This is a genomic window from Mesorhizobium sp. B4-1-4, assembly GCF_006439395.2.
In the GTDB taxonomy this organism is placed as follows: Bacteria; Pseudomonadota; Alphaproteobacteria; order Rhizobiales; family Rhizobiaceae; genus Mesorhizobium.
This window is the reverse complement of the sequence record NZ_CP083950.1, coordinates 1,691,636-1,708,464: the sequence shown is the minus strand read 5'-3', so window position 1 is coordinate 1,708,464 and position 16,829 is coordinate 1,691,636. Positions and strand designations below refer to the sequence as shown.

Sequence of the window (16,829 nt, the reverse complement as noted above, 5' to 3'; positions counted from 1 at the left end):
AGAACTGGAACCGCCGCCGGCAGGAAAAGAGGGGCATGTCGCTCGACTACACTTCACTTCTGCTGGCTGTCGGGTTCTCCGCCGCCTGCCTGAGCCTGACATTGTTCGGCATGTGGTTGACCGCGCGCACGGAGCGGTTCCTGCTGACATGGGCGATCAGCCTGGTGTTCGTGGTCGGCGATATTTTTGCCTATGACGCTTATATCGACATGCCTGGGCGCCTGCTCGGGATCGCCGCGCTGGCGTTCCTGTTGATTGGTTTCTCAGTCATGCTGGGTGCTGCCTACCAGTTCAGGACAGGCGGCTCGCCGCTGCGGCGAATGATGTTTGGCTGCCTTTCGCTGGCGGTGGCGCTGCCTCCCATGGCTCTGGGCTATGATGGCCTCGGCTTCATGTTCGAGAACATGTTCGCCGCCCTGCTCCTGTTCGCGACGGCCTTCGAATACTGGAGGGGCCGCGACGAGGCCCCTGCCCTGACGATCGGCATCACCGCGCTCTATTCGGCCACCGCCGCCTCCTTCGCGCTGTGCGCCATGGTGCTTGGCTGGGATGGAAAACTGGTCCTGGGCCATGCGCCGAGCAACTGGGCCGAGGAATTGAGCCTCGTCGTGGTTATCGCCAGCATGACGGGTATTGGCGCGCTCTCGCTTGCTCTCAACCAGGGTCGTCTGGCCAGGCACCACCGCCGCAATGCCCTGACCGATCCGCTGACAGGCCTGCTCAACCGGCGCGCTCTGTTCGACATACATGGCAATGCCCCGGTCGGCGCCTTTACCGCGGTGGTCGTCTTCGACCTCGACAACTTCAAGGCCATCAACGACGAGTTCGGCCACGCGGCGGGCGACGAGGTGCTGAAAGTGTTCGCCAGCGAACTCGCCGGCAATCTTCGCCAGACCGACGTCGCCGCGCGCATGGGCGGCGAGGAATTCGCACTGGTGTTGAAGCGCACGCTGCCGGAAACGGTGCAGGAAGTGGCGGAGCGCATCCGGACCGCTTTCGCGACGCGCCTGATAGAAACCGAAACCGGCTTGCTTACATGCACCGTTAGCGCTGGTTTTGCGTTTGGCAGCAAGGAAGGCCTCAGCCTCGACAAGGTGCTCAGCGCCGCCGACAAGGCGCTCTATGATGCCAAGCGTGGCGGCCGCAACCGCGTGACCGCCTCTCCATTCCGACGCGCGAGTTGACCGCGCGGATCGATATTGAGCCTGTGATTGTTGGGCGGGCGAAAGCGGCCCTTATGCCGCCATCACGATTTCATTGAAGGCGTCGAGGTCGACATAGAAGACCTTGGTGATCTCCTCGATCAGATCGTCGTAGTCGCAGCCCTGTGACCTCAGGATGTTAATGGCGGCGATGATGTCGACACGCTCTGTAAGCCGCCTCTTCTGGTAATCTTCGACGAAACGTTGCATGGCCGTCCCTTAGCCTGTGTGCCCAAACGCGTTGAACGACAATCAGATCACAGGAGGCTAGGAAGCCTTGCTTGCGTGGAACTTGCGCGGCCTTCGCCGCCCCTCGATCTGCGATAACCAGACTGATACGGAAGCGGCCGACTCACAAAAGCCAAGAAAAGACTAGCATGCAGCCCATGCCGCGCCAGAGATGCGGACGGCTCGAAGGTAGAAATATCGAACTTGCCAGGGACTTTGGACCGTCACCTGAAGAACAATGCTGATTCTAGACCGTCAGGAATTTGCGAACATCAGCCCGGTCCAGATCCTCCGCCGGGCCGGTGTGGACGATCCGGCCACGATCCATGATGTTGACCTCGTCGGCGAGTTCGCGGCAGAAGTCGAGATACTGTTCAACCAGCAGCACCGCGATGCCGGCCTGGTCGCGCAGGTAGCGGATGGCCCGGCCGATGTCCTTGATGATTGACGGCTGGATGCCCTCCGTCGGCTCATCCAGCACCAAAAGCTTCGGCCGCATCACCAGCGCGCGGCCGATCGCCAATTGCTGCTGCTGGCCACCGGAAAGATCGCCGCCGCGGCGGCCGAGCATCTGCTTCAGCACCGGAAAGAGTTCGAAGACATGGGCCGGCACGTTGCGGTCGGCGCGCTTGAGCGGCGCAAACCCGGATTCGAGATTCTCCCGTACGCTGAGCAGCGGAAAAATCTCCCTGCCCTGCGGTACGAATGCGATGCCCGACCGGGCGCGGTCATACGCCGCGCTCCGGTCGAGCGCCTTCCCCTCGAAGGCAACGCTTCCGCTCGTCAGCCGGTGATGGCCGACGATCGATCTCATCAAACTGGTCTTGCCGACGCCGTTGCGGCCGAGCACGCAAGTGATCTTGCCGGCGCCTGCCTTCAGCGACACGCCGCGCAGCGCCTGGGCGGCGCCGTAGTGAAGCGTGGCATCGGAAACTTCGAGCATGTCAGCGCCGTTTCCAGAATCGGCGAAACGACAGATCGAAGTGATGGAATGGAACCCGCCAGTGCATGTTCATCTCCCCAGATACACTTCGACGACGCGCTCGTCGGCCGACACGAAATCGAGTGTGCCTTCGGAGAGCACCGAACCCTCGTGCAGGCAGGTAACCTTGACGCCGAGTTCGCGCACGAAATGCATGTCGTGCTCGACGACGATGACCGAATGGTCGCGCGCGATATCCTTGAGCAGCCGCGCGGTCTCCTCGGTCTCGGCGTCGGTCATCCCGGCCACCGGCTCGTCGACCAGAAGCAGCTTTGGGTCCTGCGCCAGCAGCATCCCGATCTCCAGCCACTGCTTTTGCCCGTGGCTGAGATTGGCGGCGAGCACGTCGCGTTTATCACCGAGCCGGATGACGCCGAGGATGTCGTCGATCCGCCGCGTCTCGGCCGCTGAGCGGCGATGAAACAGCGCCGGGAAGATCGAGCGCGGCCCTTTCAGGGCCAGCATCAGGTTTTCCTCGATCGTGTGGCTTTCGAAGACGGTCGGCTTCTGGAATTTGCGGCCGATGCCCATCATGGCGATTTCAGCCTCGTCATGTCTGGTCAGGTCCACCCGGCCGTCGAAGAAGACTTCACCTTCATCGGGCCGTGTCTTGCCGGTGACGATGTCCATCATTGTCGTCTTGCCGGCTCCGTTGGGGCCGATGATGGCGCGCATCTCGCCCTTGTCGAGCACCAGCGACAGGCTGTTGATGGCGCGAAAACCGTCGAAGGAGACCGAGACGCCGTCCAGGTAGAGAATTGTGTTTGATTTGCTCATGGTTACTCCGCCGCCTGCGGCTCGGGGTCGGACCAGGACCATTCGCCTGGATTCCTGGCCGGCGAGCGGGCGAGCTTCGAGGTCGCCAGCGCGACTCCAGCCTCGACTCCGGCTTCCTTGGCGATGGATGCCGCGCGCAACGCTTTCGCATCGCCGCGCCAGGAGTCCCACATGCCGATGATGCCCTTGGGCAACAGCAGCGTAACCGCGACGAACAGACCGCCGAGCGCGAACAGCCACAGTTCGGGCAGGACGCCGGTGAAACAGGATTTGCCGGCATTGACCAGCAGCGCGCCGATGATCGGTCCGACGATGGTGCCGCGCCCGCCGACGGCGGCCCAAATCACCACCTCGATCGAATTGGACGGTTCGAACTCGCCGGGATTGATGATGCCGACCTGCGGCACGTAGAGCGCGCCGGCAATGCCGGCCATGACAGCCGATACGGTGAAGGCGAACAGTTTCACATTCTCCGCCCGCCAGCCGAGGAAACGCGTGCGGCTCTCGGCGTCGCGCACGGCCATCAGGAGCTTGCCGTATTTGGAGCCGACGATCGCCCAGGTAACGAAGATGGCGAGCGCCAGGATTATGGCGCTGACCGCGAACAACGCCGAGCGCGTGGTGTCGGCTTGCACGTTGAAGCCCAGGATGTCCTTGAAGTCGGTCAGGCCGTTGTTACCGCCAAACCCCATGTCGTTTCGGAAGAAGGCGAGCAGCAACGCGTAGGTCATCGCCTGGGTGATGATGGAGAGATAGACGCCGGTGACGCGGCTGCGGAAAGCGAACCAGCCGAAGATGAAGGCGAGCAGGCCAGGCACCGCCAGCACCATGAGCGCGGCGAACCAGAAATGATCGAAACCGGTCCAGAACCACGGCAATTCCTTGTAGTTCAGGAACACCATGAAATCGGGCAGGATCGGATTGCCATAGACGCCGCGCGGGCCGATCTGGCGCATCAGATACATGCCCATCGCATAGCCGCCGAGCGCGAAGAAGGCGCCCTGGCCGAGCGAAAGAATGCCGCAATACCCCCAGACCAGGTCTAGCGAGAGCGCCAGCAGCGCGTAGCAAAGATACTTGCCTGTCAGCGCGACGATGTAGGACGGAATATAGAAGGCGCTCGCCGGAAAAACGGCAAGGTTGAGCAGCGGCACGATGGCGGCCACCGCCAGCAGGATGAAAATGGTGATGGCGATGCGTCGCTCGGCGCCCGCGGCGAAGAAGCGTCCTGACATCATGCTTCCACCGCCCTGCCCTTGAGGGCGAACAGCCCGCGCGGGCGCTTCTGGATGAACAGGATGATCAGCACCAGCACGACGATCTTGCCGAGCACGGCGCCGGCATAGGGTTCGAGCACCTTGTTGACGATGCCCAGCGAAAAAGCGCCGACCAGGGTGCCCCACAGATTGCCGACGCCGCCGAAGACAACGACCATGAAACTGTCGATGATGTAGCCGCGGCCGAGATTGGGCGAGACGTTGTCGATCTGGCTGAGGGCCACGCCTGCGATGCCGGCGATGCCTGAGCCGAGCGCAAAGGTCAGCGCGTCGACCCATGGCGTCCTGATGCCCATGGAAGCGGCCATGCGCCGGTTGGCGGTGACGGCGCGCATCTGCAGGCCCCAGGGCGTGCGCTTCATCACGTAGAACAGCACGGCGAAGACGCTGAGCGCGAAAACCAGAATCCACAGGCGGTTCCAGGTGATGGCCAGTTGTCCAACATCGAACGAGCCCGACATCCAGGAGGGGTTGCCGACCTCCTGGTTTGTCGGCCCGAAGATCGAACGCACGGCCTGCTGCAGGATAAGCGACACGCCCCACGTCGCCAGCAGCGTCTCCAGCGGTCGGCCATAGAGGAAGCGGATGACGCCGCGCTCGATGGCGAAGCCGACGAGAGCGGCGACCAAAAAGGCAAGCGGCAGCGCGATCACCAGCGACCAGTCGAACAGTCCGGGAAAGGATGTGCGGATCACTTGCTGGACGACGAAGGTGGTGTAGGCGCCGAGCATCACCATCTCGCCATGCGCCATGTTGATGACGCCCATGACGCCGAAGGTGATGGCGAGCCCGATCGCGGCGAGCAGCAACACCGAGCCCATCGAAATGCCGTACCAGATGTTCTGGGCGGCATCCCACAACGCAAGCGTCGAATTGATGTTGGCGATCGCCGCCGTCGCCGCTTGCCTGACCGCGTCCGAGGCATTTGCCTCCACCGAGGTCAGCAACGACACCGCGTCGCGGTCGCCGCGCGCGCCGATCAGCGCGATCGCCGCCAGCTTGTCGGCATCCGGGCGGTCGGAGACAAGAACCGACGCGGCGCGGGCTTGTTCGAACAGCGCCTTGACGCTGGCAACGGTCTCATTGGCGATCGCCGTGTCGAGTGGCTCGATATTGGCTGCGTCAGGCGTCTTGAACATGGTGCCGGCCGCGGCCAGGCGCACGGCCGGGTTCTTGGCGCCAAGCGTCAGCGTGCCCAAGGCGTCACGGATAACACGGCGAAGCGTGTTGTTGACCTTGATCTTGGTGATGTCGTCCTTGCCGGCCTCACCTGACGCTTCGCCGCTCAGCGGATCGAAAAGCTCGATGCTTCCGGCGGTTTCCTTGCCGGTGAACACCAGGGAGTCGGCCTTGCGGATGTAAAGATTACCGTCGGCAAGCGCGGCAAGCGGCCGTGCGACTACCGGGTCGGCGGTGGCCGCCAGTTCATGGACGACGGCGCCCGTCTCCGAAAAACCTTTGGCCGTGGCGAATTTGGCGATGGTGGCGCGCAGATCGGCTTCGTCGGCATGCGACGGCGAAAATATCGTCAGCAGCAACAACAGCGTCAGGCCAATCATGCGCATCGCGGTCATCGGAATAGGGTCAATCCCAAGGGTTGATGTTGCTCCCGGACGGACTGGAGGAATAAGTCCGCCCGGGCTGCGGTCTCGGGTCGCGGGCCACTCCGCGACCCGACAGACCGGGAGGATCAGTTCGTGCCCTTGCCGCCGCACTTGCCCGTGGCGACATTGAAGTTGCCGCAGGACAAGGGCGCGCGCCAATCGGAAATCAGGTCCTTGGAGTCAGGGAGGTAATCGGACCATTCATCGCCCATCACCAGGCCAGGTGTGCGCGACACCGTCTCGAACTGCCCGTCGGCCTGGATTTCGCCGATCAGCACCGGCTTGGTGATGTGGTGGTTCGGCATCATGGTCGAATAGCCGCCGGTCAGGTTCGGCACCGATACGCCGACCATGGCGTCGATAACCTTGTCAGGATCGGTGGTACCGGCCTTTTCGACTGCCTTCACCCACATGTTGAAGCCGATATAATGGGCTTCCATCGGGTCGTTGGTGGTGCGCTTGTCGCTCTTGATGAACTTGTGCCAGTCGGCGATGAACTTCTTGTTCTCGGGCGTGTCGACGCTCTCGAAGTAGTTCCACGCCGCGAGATGGCCGACCAGCGGCGCAGTGTCGAGACCGGCCAGTTCTTCCTCGCCGACCGAGAACGCCATGACGGGGATGTCCTCCGCCTTGATGCCCTGGTTGCCGAGCTCCTTGTAGAACGGCACGTTGGCGTCGCCGTTGACGGTCGAAACGACGGCCGTCTTCTTGCCTGCCGAACCGAACTTCTTGATCGCGGAGACCTCGGTCTGCCAATCGGAGAAGCCGAACGGCGTGTAGTTGACCATGATGTCTTCCGCCGCGACGCCCTTGGCCTTCAGATAGGCTTCGAGAATCTTGTTGGTGGTGCGCGGGTAGACATAGTCGGTGCCTTCGAGCACCCAGCGCTTCACCGAGCCGCCGTCCTCGCTCATCAGATAGTCGACGGCGGGAATGGCCTGCTGGTTCGGTGCGGCACCGGTGTAGAACACGTTGCGCTCGCTCTCCTCGCCTTCATACTGGACGGGGTAGAACAGGATGTTGTCGAGCTCGGAGAACACCGGCAGCACCGATTTGCGCGAGACCGAGGTCCAGCAGCCGAACACCGCCGACACCTTGTCCTTGGAAATCAGCTCACGCGCCTTCTCGGCGAACAGTGGCCAGTTGGAAGCCGGATCGACGACGACGGCCTCAAGTTTTTTGCCGAGCAGGCCACCCTTGGCGTTCTGCTCGTCGATGAGCATCAGCATGGCGTCCTTCAGCGTCGTCTCCGAAATCGCCATTGTCCCTGAAAGCGAATGGAGGATGCCGACCTTGATCGTGTCGTCGGCGGCCCTGGCGGGAACCGACATCAACAGGCCAGCGGCCACCACGCTCGCCGAAAACATTTTTGTTATTGTCGAGAAACTACCCCTCATGCTGAAGACTCCCAAGCTGGTTGATTGCACCGCAACAACGCGATGCAACCTACATGCCAACCGCGAATTGGATGTTCGAAAAAGCGAAATAGCCAAACGTTGTCAGCGGCTTATTACATCAGACCAAATAAAACAAAGAGAGCCGATAAAAATTTGAGTGAGGGAAATTTGCGCAGCGCACAAGGCAATTGCCTAATTTTAGCTCAAATTTATCTGATGCCTATATTTTGACCGTTGTGAACGGATCACCGCTGACAAATGTTGCGGCCCGACTGGAAAATGGGGCAAGCTCGACTTCAGACAGGCAACGTCATGGCATCCAGCATTTCACGCATATTCATCGGGATATTACTTCTGGCGGTGGGAACCGGAGCCGCGCGGGCCGACTTCAGCGACGGCAGGATGCCCGACGGCACCTATCACTGCGAAGTCTATCTGCTCGGCATGTTCCTCAACCTGGGCGTCGTCACCATCAAGGGAAATGTCTACACCGGCCCTGTCACCTTCGGCGCCGTCCAACAGGGCTATAACTACCAGATGGACGCAAACGGTGTGATCTCCTGGTTGGGACCGCTCGGCGGCTACACCACCGGTGGCAATTCCTTGTCCCTGACCCAGGCAACCCTGGATGGCCAGAACCCACCCTCCTTCGATATCATCATGAAGCAGCCCGACGGCGCCTTCACCGCCTCGACCTGCACCAGGGGCGGCAGCCAATAGCCCATCCTGGTGACGGCCGTCGCCGCGAGGCGAGCCTTTCTCTCATGTCATCTGGATGTTGCCGAAGCTGGATAGGCAGCTTTGCGCCGTCACATCCACCTCGAGAGGCAGACACATGGCCGATTCCCCGTCCTCATCCTCCCCCGTCATTCGCGATGTCATCGCCGAGCGCGTTTCGCGCCGTACCCTCCTGAAGGGCAGCCTCGCATCTGGCGCCCTGGTCGCCGGCGGCGGCTTTGTCGGTTCGTTGTTTGCCGGCGAAACACATGCCACCGCCGCCCTTTCCACCCTCGGTTTTCCCGAACTGAACCGAGTCTATGGCAAGACCCACGCCGCAGCCGACGGCTATGAAACGACGATCGTCGCACGCTGGGGCGATCCGCTTGTCGCGGGCCTGCCGGATTTCGACGGCAACACGATCGCGGCCGACGAACAGGAAAAGCGCTTCGGCTATAATTGCGACTACATCGCCTTCATGCCGCTGCCCAGGGGTTCGGTGAACTCCGACCACGGCTTGCTTTGCGTCAACAACGAATACATCTCGCCGAATGTGATGTTCCCCGGCATGACCGAGGACGGCGCCGGCAAGGCGATGAGCAAGGAACAGGTCAATCTCGGCCTGGCGGCGATGGGGCATTCGATCGTCGAGGTCATGCTCAAGGACGGCAAGTGGCAAACCATCGACGATAGCCCGCTTAACCGCCGCATCACCGCCAACACCGAAATGACCGTCTCCGGCCCCGTGGCTGGCCATGCGCTGATGAAGACCTCAGCCGATGCAACCGGCACCAAGGTGCTCGGCACCAGCTATAATTGCAGCGGCGGCGTTACCCCATGGGGGACGGTGCTGACCTGCGAGGAGGGCGTTTCCGATCTGTTCGGCGGCGATCCAAAGAAGGCCCCTGCAGCAGGCATTCTCGACCGTTACGGCTTTGACGGCGCCGACATTTACGGCCGCGGCCGCTTTCACGACCGCTTCAACATCGACAAGGAACCGAACGAAACCAACCGCTTCGACTGGGTGGTCGAGATCGACCCCTACGACCCCAAGTCCAAGCCGGTGAAGCGCACGGCCCTTGGCCGCATGTCGCATGAGGCCTCTACGGTCGTCGTCAACAAGGATGGCCGCATCGTCGTCTACATGGGTGACGACGATTATTTCGAATACATGTACCGCTATGTCTCGAACAAGGCTTATGACAAGGCGAACCCGGCTTCGAGCAACGGCCTTCTGGACGATGGCGTGCTTTCGGTCGCTCGTTACGATGCCGATGGCACCATGACATGGCTGCCGCTGATCCATGGCCAGGGCAAGCTCACCGCCGAGAACGGTTTTGCCGACCAGGCCGAGGTGCTGCTGAAAACACGGCTGGCCGCCGATGCGCTTGGCGCGACCCCGATGGATCGGCCGGAGGACATCGAGACCAATCCGGTCACCGGCCGCGTCTACGCCGTCATGACCAAGAACAAGAAACGCGACGAATCCAAGGTCAATCCAGCCAACACGCGGCCCGAAAACCTCTGGGGCCACATCGTCGAACTGATCCCGCCGGGCGGCCGCGGCGCGGATGCCGACCATACCGCCGACAAATACACCTGGGACCTGTTCGTTCTGTGCGGCAATCCCGGGGATGCCAAGGTCGGCGCCACCTTCCATTCCGACACATCGGACAATGGCTGGTTCGTGTGCCCGGACAACATCACCTTCGACCCCGCCGGCCGTCTCTGGGTAGCGACCGACGGCGCCAACGATTTCGACCTGCCCGACGGCGTCTATGGCGTCGACACGGAAGGCCCGGCGCGGGGCCTGCCGAAGCTTTTGTTCACCTGCCCGCATGGCGCGGAAGCGACCGGCCCCTGCTTCACCCCGGATGGCACAACGCTGTTCCTTTCGGTTCAGCATCCATCGGAGGACGCCGAAACGCTCGACAAGGCGCAGTCCCTATGGCCCGATTTCAAGGACGGCCAGCCGCCGCGCCCCTCGGTCATCGCCATCCGCCGCAAGGACGGCCAGCCGGTCGGGGCATAGCCTTCGCAAGCACGAAAAAAGGCGCGGAACCCTCGCGGGTCCCGCGCCAGCAGGCAGTCGGGAGGTGGGACTAGATGCTTCTTGCCGACATCTGGGCGGCGATGTAGTCGGCCTGGCGGATTGCCAGCGACACGATGGTCAGGGTCGGGTTTTCGGCGGCACCCGTGGTGAACTGGCTGCCGTCCGACACGAACAGGTTCTTGATGTCGTGCGTCTGACCATGCTTGTTGACGACGCCGTCGGCAGCTTTCTCGCTCATCCGGTTGGTACCGAGATTGTGGGTCGACGGATAGGGCGGCGTCGGGAAGGTGCGCGTGGCGCCGACCGCATCATAAAGCGCCGAGGCCTGCTTGTAGGCATGGTCGCGCATCGCCGTGTCGTTTGGATGATCGTCGAAATGCACGTCGGCAATCGGCATGCCGTGCTCGTCCTTCTCATCGGCGTGCAACGTGATGCGGTTCTCCTCGCGTGGCATGTCTTCACCGACGATCCACAGGCCCGCCATATGATCGTAATGGTCGAGTGCGGTGGTGAAAGAGCGTCCCCACCCGCCGGGGTTCAGGAAAGCCGCCATGAACGGCAGGCCGAGCGACAGCGTCTCGAATTCGTAGCCGCCGACAAAACCGCGTGACGGATCATGGCGGGCCTCGTCGCGGATGATGCCAGCCATGGTGGTGCCGCGATACATGTGCACCGGCTTGTCGAAGATGGCATACACCGAGCCGGTGGTGTGGCGCATGTAATTCTTGCCCACCTGCCCCGACGAGTTGCCAAGCCCATGCGGGAATTTGGCCGACTCGGAGTTGAGCAGCAGGCGCGGGCTCTCGATCGAATTGCCGGCAACGGCGACGATACGGGCTTTCTGCTCCTTAAGCTTGCCGTCCTTGTCGGCGTAGACGACGCCGGTCACCTTGCCCGAAGGATCGTGGTTGATCTTGATCACCATCGAGTTCGGCCGCACCTCCAGATGGCCTGTCGCCTCGCCCTTTGGGATCTCGGTGTAGAGCGTCGACCATTTGGCGCCCCATTTGCAGCCTTGGAAGCAGAAGCCTGTCTGCTGGCAGGAATTGCGGTCGTCGCGCTCGACCGAGTTGATCGCCATGTTGCCGGTGTGGCATTCCTTGTAGCCGAGCTTGTCGGCGCCGGCCTTGAGCACCTTGAAGTTGTTGTTGCCCGGCAATCTCGGCCAGCCATTGGTGCCCGTCACACCCATCTTGGCTTCGGCCTTGGCGTAATAAGGCTCCATCTCGGCCAGCGTGACCGGCCAGTCCAAGAGGTTTGCGCCTTCCAGCTTGCCGTAGGTCGACAGCGTCTTGAACTCGTGCTCCTGGAAACGCAGCGACGCGCCCGCCCAGTGCGTGGTCGAACCGCCGACCGACTTGACGATCCAGGCCGGAAGGTTCGGGAAATCCTTCGACACCCGCCAGTCACCCGACGTCGTGCGCTTGTCCTTCCAGGCGAGTTGGGCGAACGAATCCCATTCGTCGTTGACGAAATCCTCATATTCGTGACGGGCGCCCGCCTCGAGGATGACCACGTCTATGCCCTTCTGTGCCAGCTCGTTGCCGAGCGTGCCGCCGCCGGCGCCGGAGCCGATGATGACGACCACGCCATCGTTCTTCAGATCAAATGATGCTGCCATGGTTTCCTCCCATGAAATCAATTGGATGCGGTTGGGCGAAGCGGCTCAGAGCCACTCGATGTCATTGAAACCACGCGCGATATAGCCGCCCTTTGAGTAGGATTCGCCCTCGTAGCCGAAGATCGGCCAGAGCTCCTTCTGATTGTAGAGGCTGACCACGAGGCCGCCGCGAACCGCCTGGAAGAAGGGCGAGTTCTCGACGTCCCTGAGCAGCGCCACGCGCTGCTCTTCCCAGCCAAGCCCACGATAGCCGCCGCTGCCGGCCTTCCTGTCGAGATCGGCGATGCCGTTTTCGATGAGTTCCTTGTGGGCCGGATCCTTGCCGGCCATCTCGTCATGGCCCTTCACCGCGACGGCGTAATACCTGTCCGGGACCTGGTCGTGCGGATAGATGTCGCGCGCCACCTGGATCAGCGTCGCCATCGTCTCCGGCTTCAGCGCCGAGGTTTCCAGCCCCCAGGCGTGTTCCGGGCTGATGACGGCACTGCCGGAAATGATGAGCAACGCGCCCGCGCCGCCGCGTTTGAGAAGCTCGCGCCGAGACAGGCCGGGCTTCCTCTCGTAGATCGTAACCATATGTTCCTCCCTGCTTGCTGTTCGCACCCATAGGTGCCGTTGCTGGCGCCGCGCCGGTCCGCGCGGCCTGTTGTCCCTATTGGAAGCGCCCCCCACGCTGCAGCACCTCGACCTTGTAGCCGTCGGGATCCTCGATGAAGAAGAAGCGGGCGATGAGCGATCCGTCTCGCTCGAACTCGACGATCTTTTTCGGGTTGAGGCCAAGTGCACCGAGGCGATCATGTTCGCCGTCGAGATCGGCGACCGAAACCGCGAGGTGACCATAGCCGTCGCCGAGCGTGTAGGGTTCCTGCCGCCCCTTGTTGACGGTCAACTCAACTTCGAAAGGCGCATCGGCATTGCTGAGATAGATCAGCGTGAAGGTCTCGAAATCCAGCCGCTGAGCAACTTCCAACCCGAACGCCTTGTTGTAGAAATCGATGGAGCGGTCCTCTTCGAGAACCCGGATCATCGTGTGGATCGCCTTCGCCAAATCAGACTCCGTAGCTTTCGTGCCTGGAGGTTATTATGCGCTCCGGCGAAGAAAGGTGGTGGCAGCCGATTACCACGCATGGGAGTGGAAAACGGGTAGTGTCCAGCCCGTTCTAAGGACGAAAGTCTGATTGCGGTCATCGGCCGTCCGGCCGAAGATGAAACCGCAGGCAGTGTTCAAAAGGCGCCGACGGCTCAGTCAGCGCCCAAGACCAACAAAAACGGGAGATAACGATGTGCAGAGTCTTTGCCGCGCAGGATCCGGAAGGCTATCGCCAGATCAACCGGTCGATCCGTATCGACGGACATTCGACCAGCATTCAGCTCGAGGTGACGTTCTGGGCCTTGCTCGATGAAATCGCGGAAAGCCAGAACCTGACGACGCCGAAATTCATCTCGAAACTCTACGACGAAGCCATCGAGATCAACGGCGAAATCCCCAACTTTGCCTCCATGCTGCGCACCACCTGCGCGCTCTATCTGCGCGGCCACAAGCCCATGGACGAGCGGATGACGCTGAAGCGGGAAGCGGCTTAGCGCCCTTCCACAGCGATTTCGAGCGCCAGGCGGCTCATGTCGGTGAAAAGCCCCTGGCGTTCGGAATAGTCGGTCAGTTCGCCGGTCTCGATATGGTCGACCACCGTGCAGATCGACAGCGCACGGATCCCGAAATGCCCGGCAATGCGGTAAAGCGCGCTGGTTTCCATATCCACCGCCAAGATTCCGGCGGACCGCGCCTCGGCAAACCGGGCGCGGCCATCCGGATGATGGAAGATGTCGCTGCAGACCGTCGGACCGACATGGAGCGCGATGCCGAGTTCAGCAGCTTTGGCCAAAGCAAGGACAAGCAGCGCCGGATCCGGGCCGGCGGCAGCGCCGTAGAGACCAAAGACCTGACCGCTTTGGGTATTTTCGGGCCGCGCTGATTGCGAAATGACAAGGCTTCGCAGCTCAACCTCGGCAGTCAGGCCGCCGCAGGTACCGGTGCGGATCAAAGTCCGGACGCCATGATAATCCAACAGTTCATGCGCATAGATCAGGAACGACGAAACACCGATGCCCGTCGCCTGGATGCTGACACGCTTGCCTCGATAAAGCCCGGTAAAACCGAGAGCGCCCCGCCTGCGGTTGACGCAACGTGGCCCTTCCAGAAAGGTGTTCGCCATCCATTCGGCGCGCTGCGGGTCGCCCGGCAGCAAGACCGTATCGGCGTAGTCGCCCCTGTCTGCTTCGATGTGTGGCGTCAACAACTGCTCCCCGAGCTCGCCTGCCCCTTCACCCGCAATCATGGCGTTGTCGGGGCGTTGCGCAAGGCGGATTACGGGAGAACGCTATGACTCCAGCATGTCCTTGACGATCGTTGCCAGTTGCTTGAGCGAGAACGGCTTCGGCAGGAAGCCGAAATGCGCCTCCGCCGGCAGGTTCCTGGCGAACGCGTCCTCGGCGTAGCCGGACACGAAGACGAACTTGATGTCCGGCTGGCGCTTGCGCAGTTCGCCCAGCAGGGTCGGCCCGTCCATCTCCGGCATCACCACGTCCGAAACGACGATGTCGACTTTGCCGCCAAGGGCCTCGAACACTTCCAGCGCCTCGACGCCCGAGGATGCCTCATGCACGGTATAGCCGCGCGAGGTCAGCGCCCGCACGCCGCCCATGCGCACGGCGTCCTCGTCCTCGACCAGCAGCACCGTCGCCGAACCGGACAGGTCCTTGACGCTGTCGGCCGATTTGACCGGCGCCGTGGCCGGCGCTTCGCCGGGTTCGGCCACGTTTTTCGTTTCCGCGACGTGACGCGGCAGGAAGATGCGGAAGGTCGATCCCTTGCCGACCTCGGAATCGCAGAAAATGAAGCCGCCGGTCTGCTTGATGATGCCGTAGACCATGGACAGGCCAAGGCCGGTGCCCTTGCCGACCTCCTTGGTGGTGAAGAACGGCTCGAAGATCTTCTTCAGCACATCAGGCGCGATGCCGCTGCCGGTATCCTCGACTTCGACCACCACATAGTCGGCCGCGGTGAGTTCACGGTAGGGGAAGGTCCTGCACTCCTCGGCGGTCACGTTGCGGGTCCGCACCGTGAGATCGCCGCCGGCCGGCATCGCGTCGCGCGCATTGACAGCCAGGTTGACCACCACCTGCTCGAACTGGCCGATATCCACCTTGACCGGCCACAGGTCGCGGCCGTGGTCGATCTTCAGTTTGATGTCGTTGCCGACCAGACGGGCAAGCAGCATTCTGAGATCGGCGAGCACGTCGGTGAGGTTCAACACTTCCGGCCGCAGCGTCTGTTTGCGCGAGAACGCCAGCAACTGCCGCACCAGCGAGGCCGCCCGGTTGGCGTTCTGCTTGATGTTCATGATGTCGGGGAATGATGGATCCGACGGCCGGTGATTGGTCAGGAGCAGGTCCGACGCCATGATGATGGCGGTCAGCACATTGTTGAAATCGTGGGCGATGCCGCCGGCGAGCTGGCCGACCGCCTGCATCTTCTGGCTCTGCGCCATCTGCCCTTCGAGCGCCTTCTGTTCGGTCGTCTCGACGGCGTAGACGATGGCCGATTCCTCGGCCCCCTCGCCGCCGGTGCCGTCGGCGACGGCATTGACGTAGAAACGGATGTGGCGCTCTTCATTCCCGGGCAGCACAGTGTCGATCGGGTCGATGTCGGCCTGCCGCTGCCGGGCCTTTTCGAATGCAGCGGCAAAGGCCGGCCGGTCGCGCTCATGGATCACCGTATCGAGGCGCACGCGGCGATCGACGGCGTCCCGGTCGACGACCGAGGAAAACAGCAACAGGAACGGCGCATTGGTGCGCAGGATGCGCCCGTTGGCATCGACGCCCGCGATCGCCATCGGCGTGGAATTGAAGAAGCGGGTGAAGCGCACTTCCGAAGCGCGCAGATCGGCCGAGGCATCCTCGCCCTGCGTGCGGTTGAGCACGATCGTGCGCGTCGGGCCGCCGACGCCTTCCCGGCTGGCTGAAACGCGATGCATGAAGCGCACGGGCAGCGCCTCGCCCGTCATCGTCGTCAGGTCGAGATCGATGACCGCATTGCGCGTCGTGCCGGGGTCGGCCTTGACCGAGCGCACCAGCGCCATGCCGTCGCCGGCAACGATGTCAGGCAAGGTCACGGCGCCAGGCGTAAAGCTGGCGAGATCGATGCCAAGCCACTCCGCGAGCGTGGCGTTGATGTAGGTGACACGGCCGTCCTGGTCGGCGGAAAAGAAGCCGGCCGGGGCGTGGTCAAGGTGATCGATGGCCTTCTGCAGGTCGAGGAAGAAACGCTCCTGTTCTGCTCGCTCCCGCGAAATATCTGCGAGTTGCCAGGCCAGCATGGGCAGCCGCTGGCCCGGAACGCTGAAGGTGCGGGCGCGGGTCCTGTACCAGCGGGCGCCGGGTTCGGCGCCCGGCCTGATCGATTGCGCCAGCCGGAACTCACCGTCGCCCGGTTGCCCGTCGCGCAGGCCGGATGCCAGCCGGTAAATGGTCATCGAGGCTTCGGGAACATCCGAAAGCAGGCCCTCGACCGTCTTCAGATCGGCGGCCGATGAGGCTCCGGTCATTTCGGCATAGGCACGGTTGGCGTAGACGACGCGGCCCTTGGTGTCCGTCACCAGAAGGCCCTGCGACATCGAATCGACGAAAGCCTTGGACAGTTCATCGCCGGTCGAGCGTGGTGTGATCTGCACGAAGCCGATCGCGGTCGCGAACAGGAAGCCGACGCCGATCATCGCCAGCACGCCGAGCATGCCGAGCAGGAAGGGATCGCCGAGACGCTCGCGGAACAGACCGAAGACGATCGCGGCCCCTGTCAGAACGACGATGAAGATGATCAGCCGGGTCACGGCGCCCGGTCGCGTGTTCTGGTCGACGATCGGTACCGGATAGAAATCGCCGCGCGCTTCCTTGGCCATATGCCCCCTGCTCGTG

General features: G+C 62.5%; 15 protein-coding genes. 4 read left to right on the top strand and 11 right to left on the bottom strand.

Annotated elements, in window-relative coordinates:
• The first annotated feature begins 35 nt into the window (after positions 1–35).
• A complete protein-coding gene (locus FJW03_RS08175; protein ID WP_140607061.1) occupies positions 36–1,184 on the top strand; it encodes a sensor domain-containing diguanylate cyclase in 1,149 nt (382 codons plus the stop codon).
• Positions 1,185–1,235: 51 nt separating this feature from the next.
• Here the strand turns inward: FJW03_RS08175 and FJW03_RS08170 are convergent, their stop codons facing one another.
• From FJW03_RS08170 to urtA, 6 genes are all read right to left on the bottom strand, one after another.
• Entirely contained in the window at positions 1,236–1,412 is a 177-nt protein-coding gene (locus FJW03_RS08170) for a hypothetical protein (RefSeq protein WP_140607062.1), read from the bottom strand.
• Positions 1,413–1,677: 265 nt separating this feature from the next.
• Positions 1,678–2,373 carry an urea ABC transporter ATP-binding subunit UrtE gene (gene urtE / locus FJW03_RS08165; RefSeq protein ID WP_140760046.1) on the bottom strand — a complete coding sequence of 232 codons (696 nt, stop codon included), beginning with the start codon at positions 2,371–2,373 and terminating at the stop codon, positions 1,678–1,680.
• A gap of 69 nt (positions 2,374–2,442) precedes the next feature.
• Positions 2,443–3,189, bottom strand: a complete 747-nt coding sequence (urtD, locus tag FJW03_RS08160) for an urea ABC transporter ATP-binding protein UrtD (RefSeq protein WP_140607064.1) — start codon at positions 3,187–3,189, stop codon at positions 2,443–2,445.
• A gap of 2 nt (positions 3,190–3,191) precedes the next feature.
• The gene (gene urtC, locus FJW03_RS08155) at positions 3,192–4,427 is read right to left on the bottom strand and encodes an urea ABC transporter permease subunit UrtC (protein WP_140760043.1); all 1,236 of its coding nucleotides are present in this window, start codon (positions 4,425–4,427) and stop codon (positions 3,192–3,194) included.
• Positions 4,424–6,040, bottom strand: coding sequence for an urea ABC transporter permease subunit UrtB (urtB, locus tag FJW03_RS08150; protein ID WP_140760041.1), 1,617 nt, complete (start codon positions 6,038–6,040; stop codon positions 4,424–4,426). The genes urtC and urtB overlap by 4 nt, the downstream gene beginning before the upstream one ends.
• 116 nt (positions 6,041–6,156) lie before the next feature.
• The gene (urtA, locus tag FJW03_RS08145) at positions 6,157–7,467 is read right to left on the bottom strand and encodes an urea ABC transporter substrate-binding protein (protein ID WP_140760039.1); all 1,311 of its coding nucleotides are present in this window, start codon (positions 7,465–7,467) and stop codon (positions 6,157–6,159) included.
• 312 nt (positions 7,468–7,779) lie between these two features.
• Between urtA and FJW03_RS08140 the strand changes: the two genes are divergently transcribed.
• Positions 7,780–8,187 (top strand): hypothetical protein, encoded by a 408-nt coding sequence (locus FJW03_RS08140; protein ID WP_140760037.1) that lies wholly within the window; start codon positions 7,780–7,782, stop codon positions 8,185–8,187.
• Between the two features lie 115 nt (positions 8,188–8,302).
• On the top strand, positions 8,303–10,216 hold the full coding sequence (locus FJW03_RS08135; RefSeq protein ID WP_140760035.1) for a PhoX family protein: 1,914 nt from the start codon (positions 8,303–8,305) through the stop codon (positions 10,214–10,216).
• 70 nt (positions 10,217–10,286) lie between these two features.
• On the opposite strand, the gene FJW03_RS08130 is transcribed toward FJW03_RS08135, so the two are convergent.
• The 3 genes from FJW03_RS08130 to FJW03_RS08120 form a co-directional block, all read right to left on the bottom strand.
• Positions 10,287–11,858 (bottom strand): GMC family oxidoreductase, encoded by a 1,572-nt coding sequence (locus FJW03_RS08130; protein ID WP_140760033.1) that lies wholly within the window; start codon positions 11,856–11,858, stop codon positions 10,287–10,289.
• 45 nt (positions 11,859–11,903) lie between these two features.
• A complete protein-coding gene (locus tag FJW03_RS08125) occupies positions 11,904–12,434 on the bottom strand; it encodes a gluconate 2-dehydrogenase subunit 3 family protein (RefSeq protein ID WP_140760031.1) in 531 nt (176 codons plus the stop codon).
• Between the two features lie 76 nt (positions 12,435–12,510).
• Complete coding sequence (locus tag FJW03_RS08120) at positions 12,511–12,906, bottom strand: VOC family protein (RefSeq protein ID WP_140607072.1); 396 nt, start codon at positions 12,904–12,906, stop codon at positions 12,511–12,513.
• A gap of 233 nt (positions 12,907–13,139) precedes the next feature.
• Here FJW03_RS08120 and FJW03_RS08115 point away from each other — a divergent pair, with 233 nt between their 5' ends.
• Positions 13,140–13,442, top strand: coding sequence for a ribbon-helix-helix domain-containing protein (locus FJW03_RS08115; protein ID WP_140607073.1), 303 nt, complete (start codon positions 13,140–13,142; stop codon positions 13,440–13,442).
• Here the strand turns inward: FJW03_RS08115 and FJW03_RS08110 are convergent.
• Complete coding sequence (locus FJW03_RS08110; protein WP_140760028.1) at positions 13,439–14,152, bottom strand: DeoD-type purine-nucleoside phosphorylase; 714 nt, start codon at positions 14,150–14,152, stop codon at positions 13,439–13,441. The two genes, FJW03_RS08115 and FJW03_RS08110, sit on opposite strands and share 4 nt — an antisense overlap.
• Before the next feature lie 84 nt (positions 14,153–14,236).
• Complete coding sequence (cckA, locus tag FJW03_RS08105) at positions 14,237–16,813, bottom strand: cell cycle histidine kinase CckA (protein ID WP_140760026.1); 2,577 nt, start codon at positions 16,811–16,813, stop codon at positions 14,237–14,239.
• Positions 16,814–16,829: the final 16 nt, after the last annotated feature.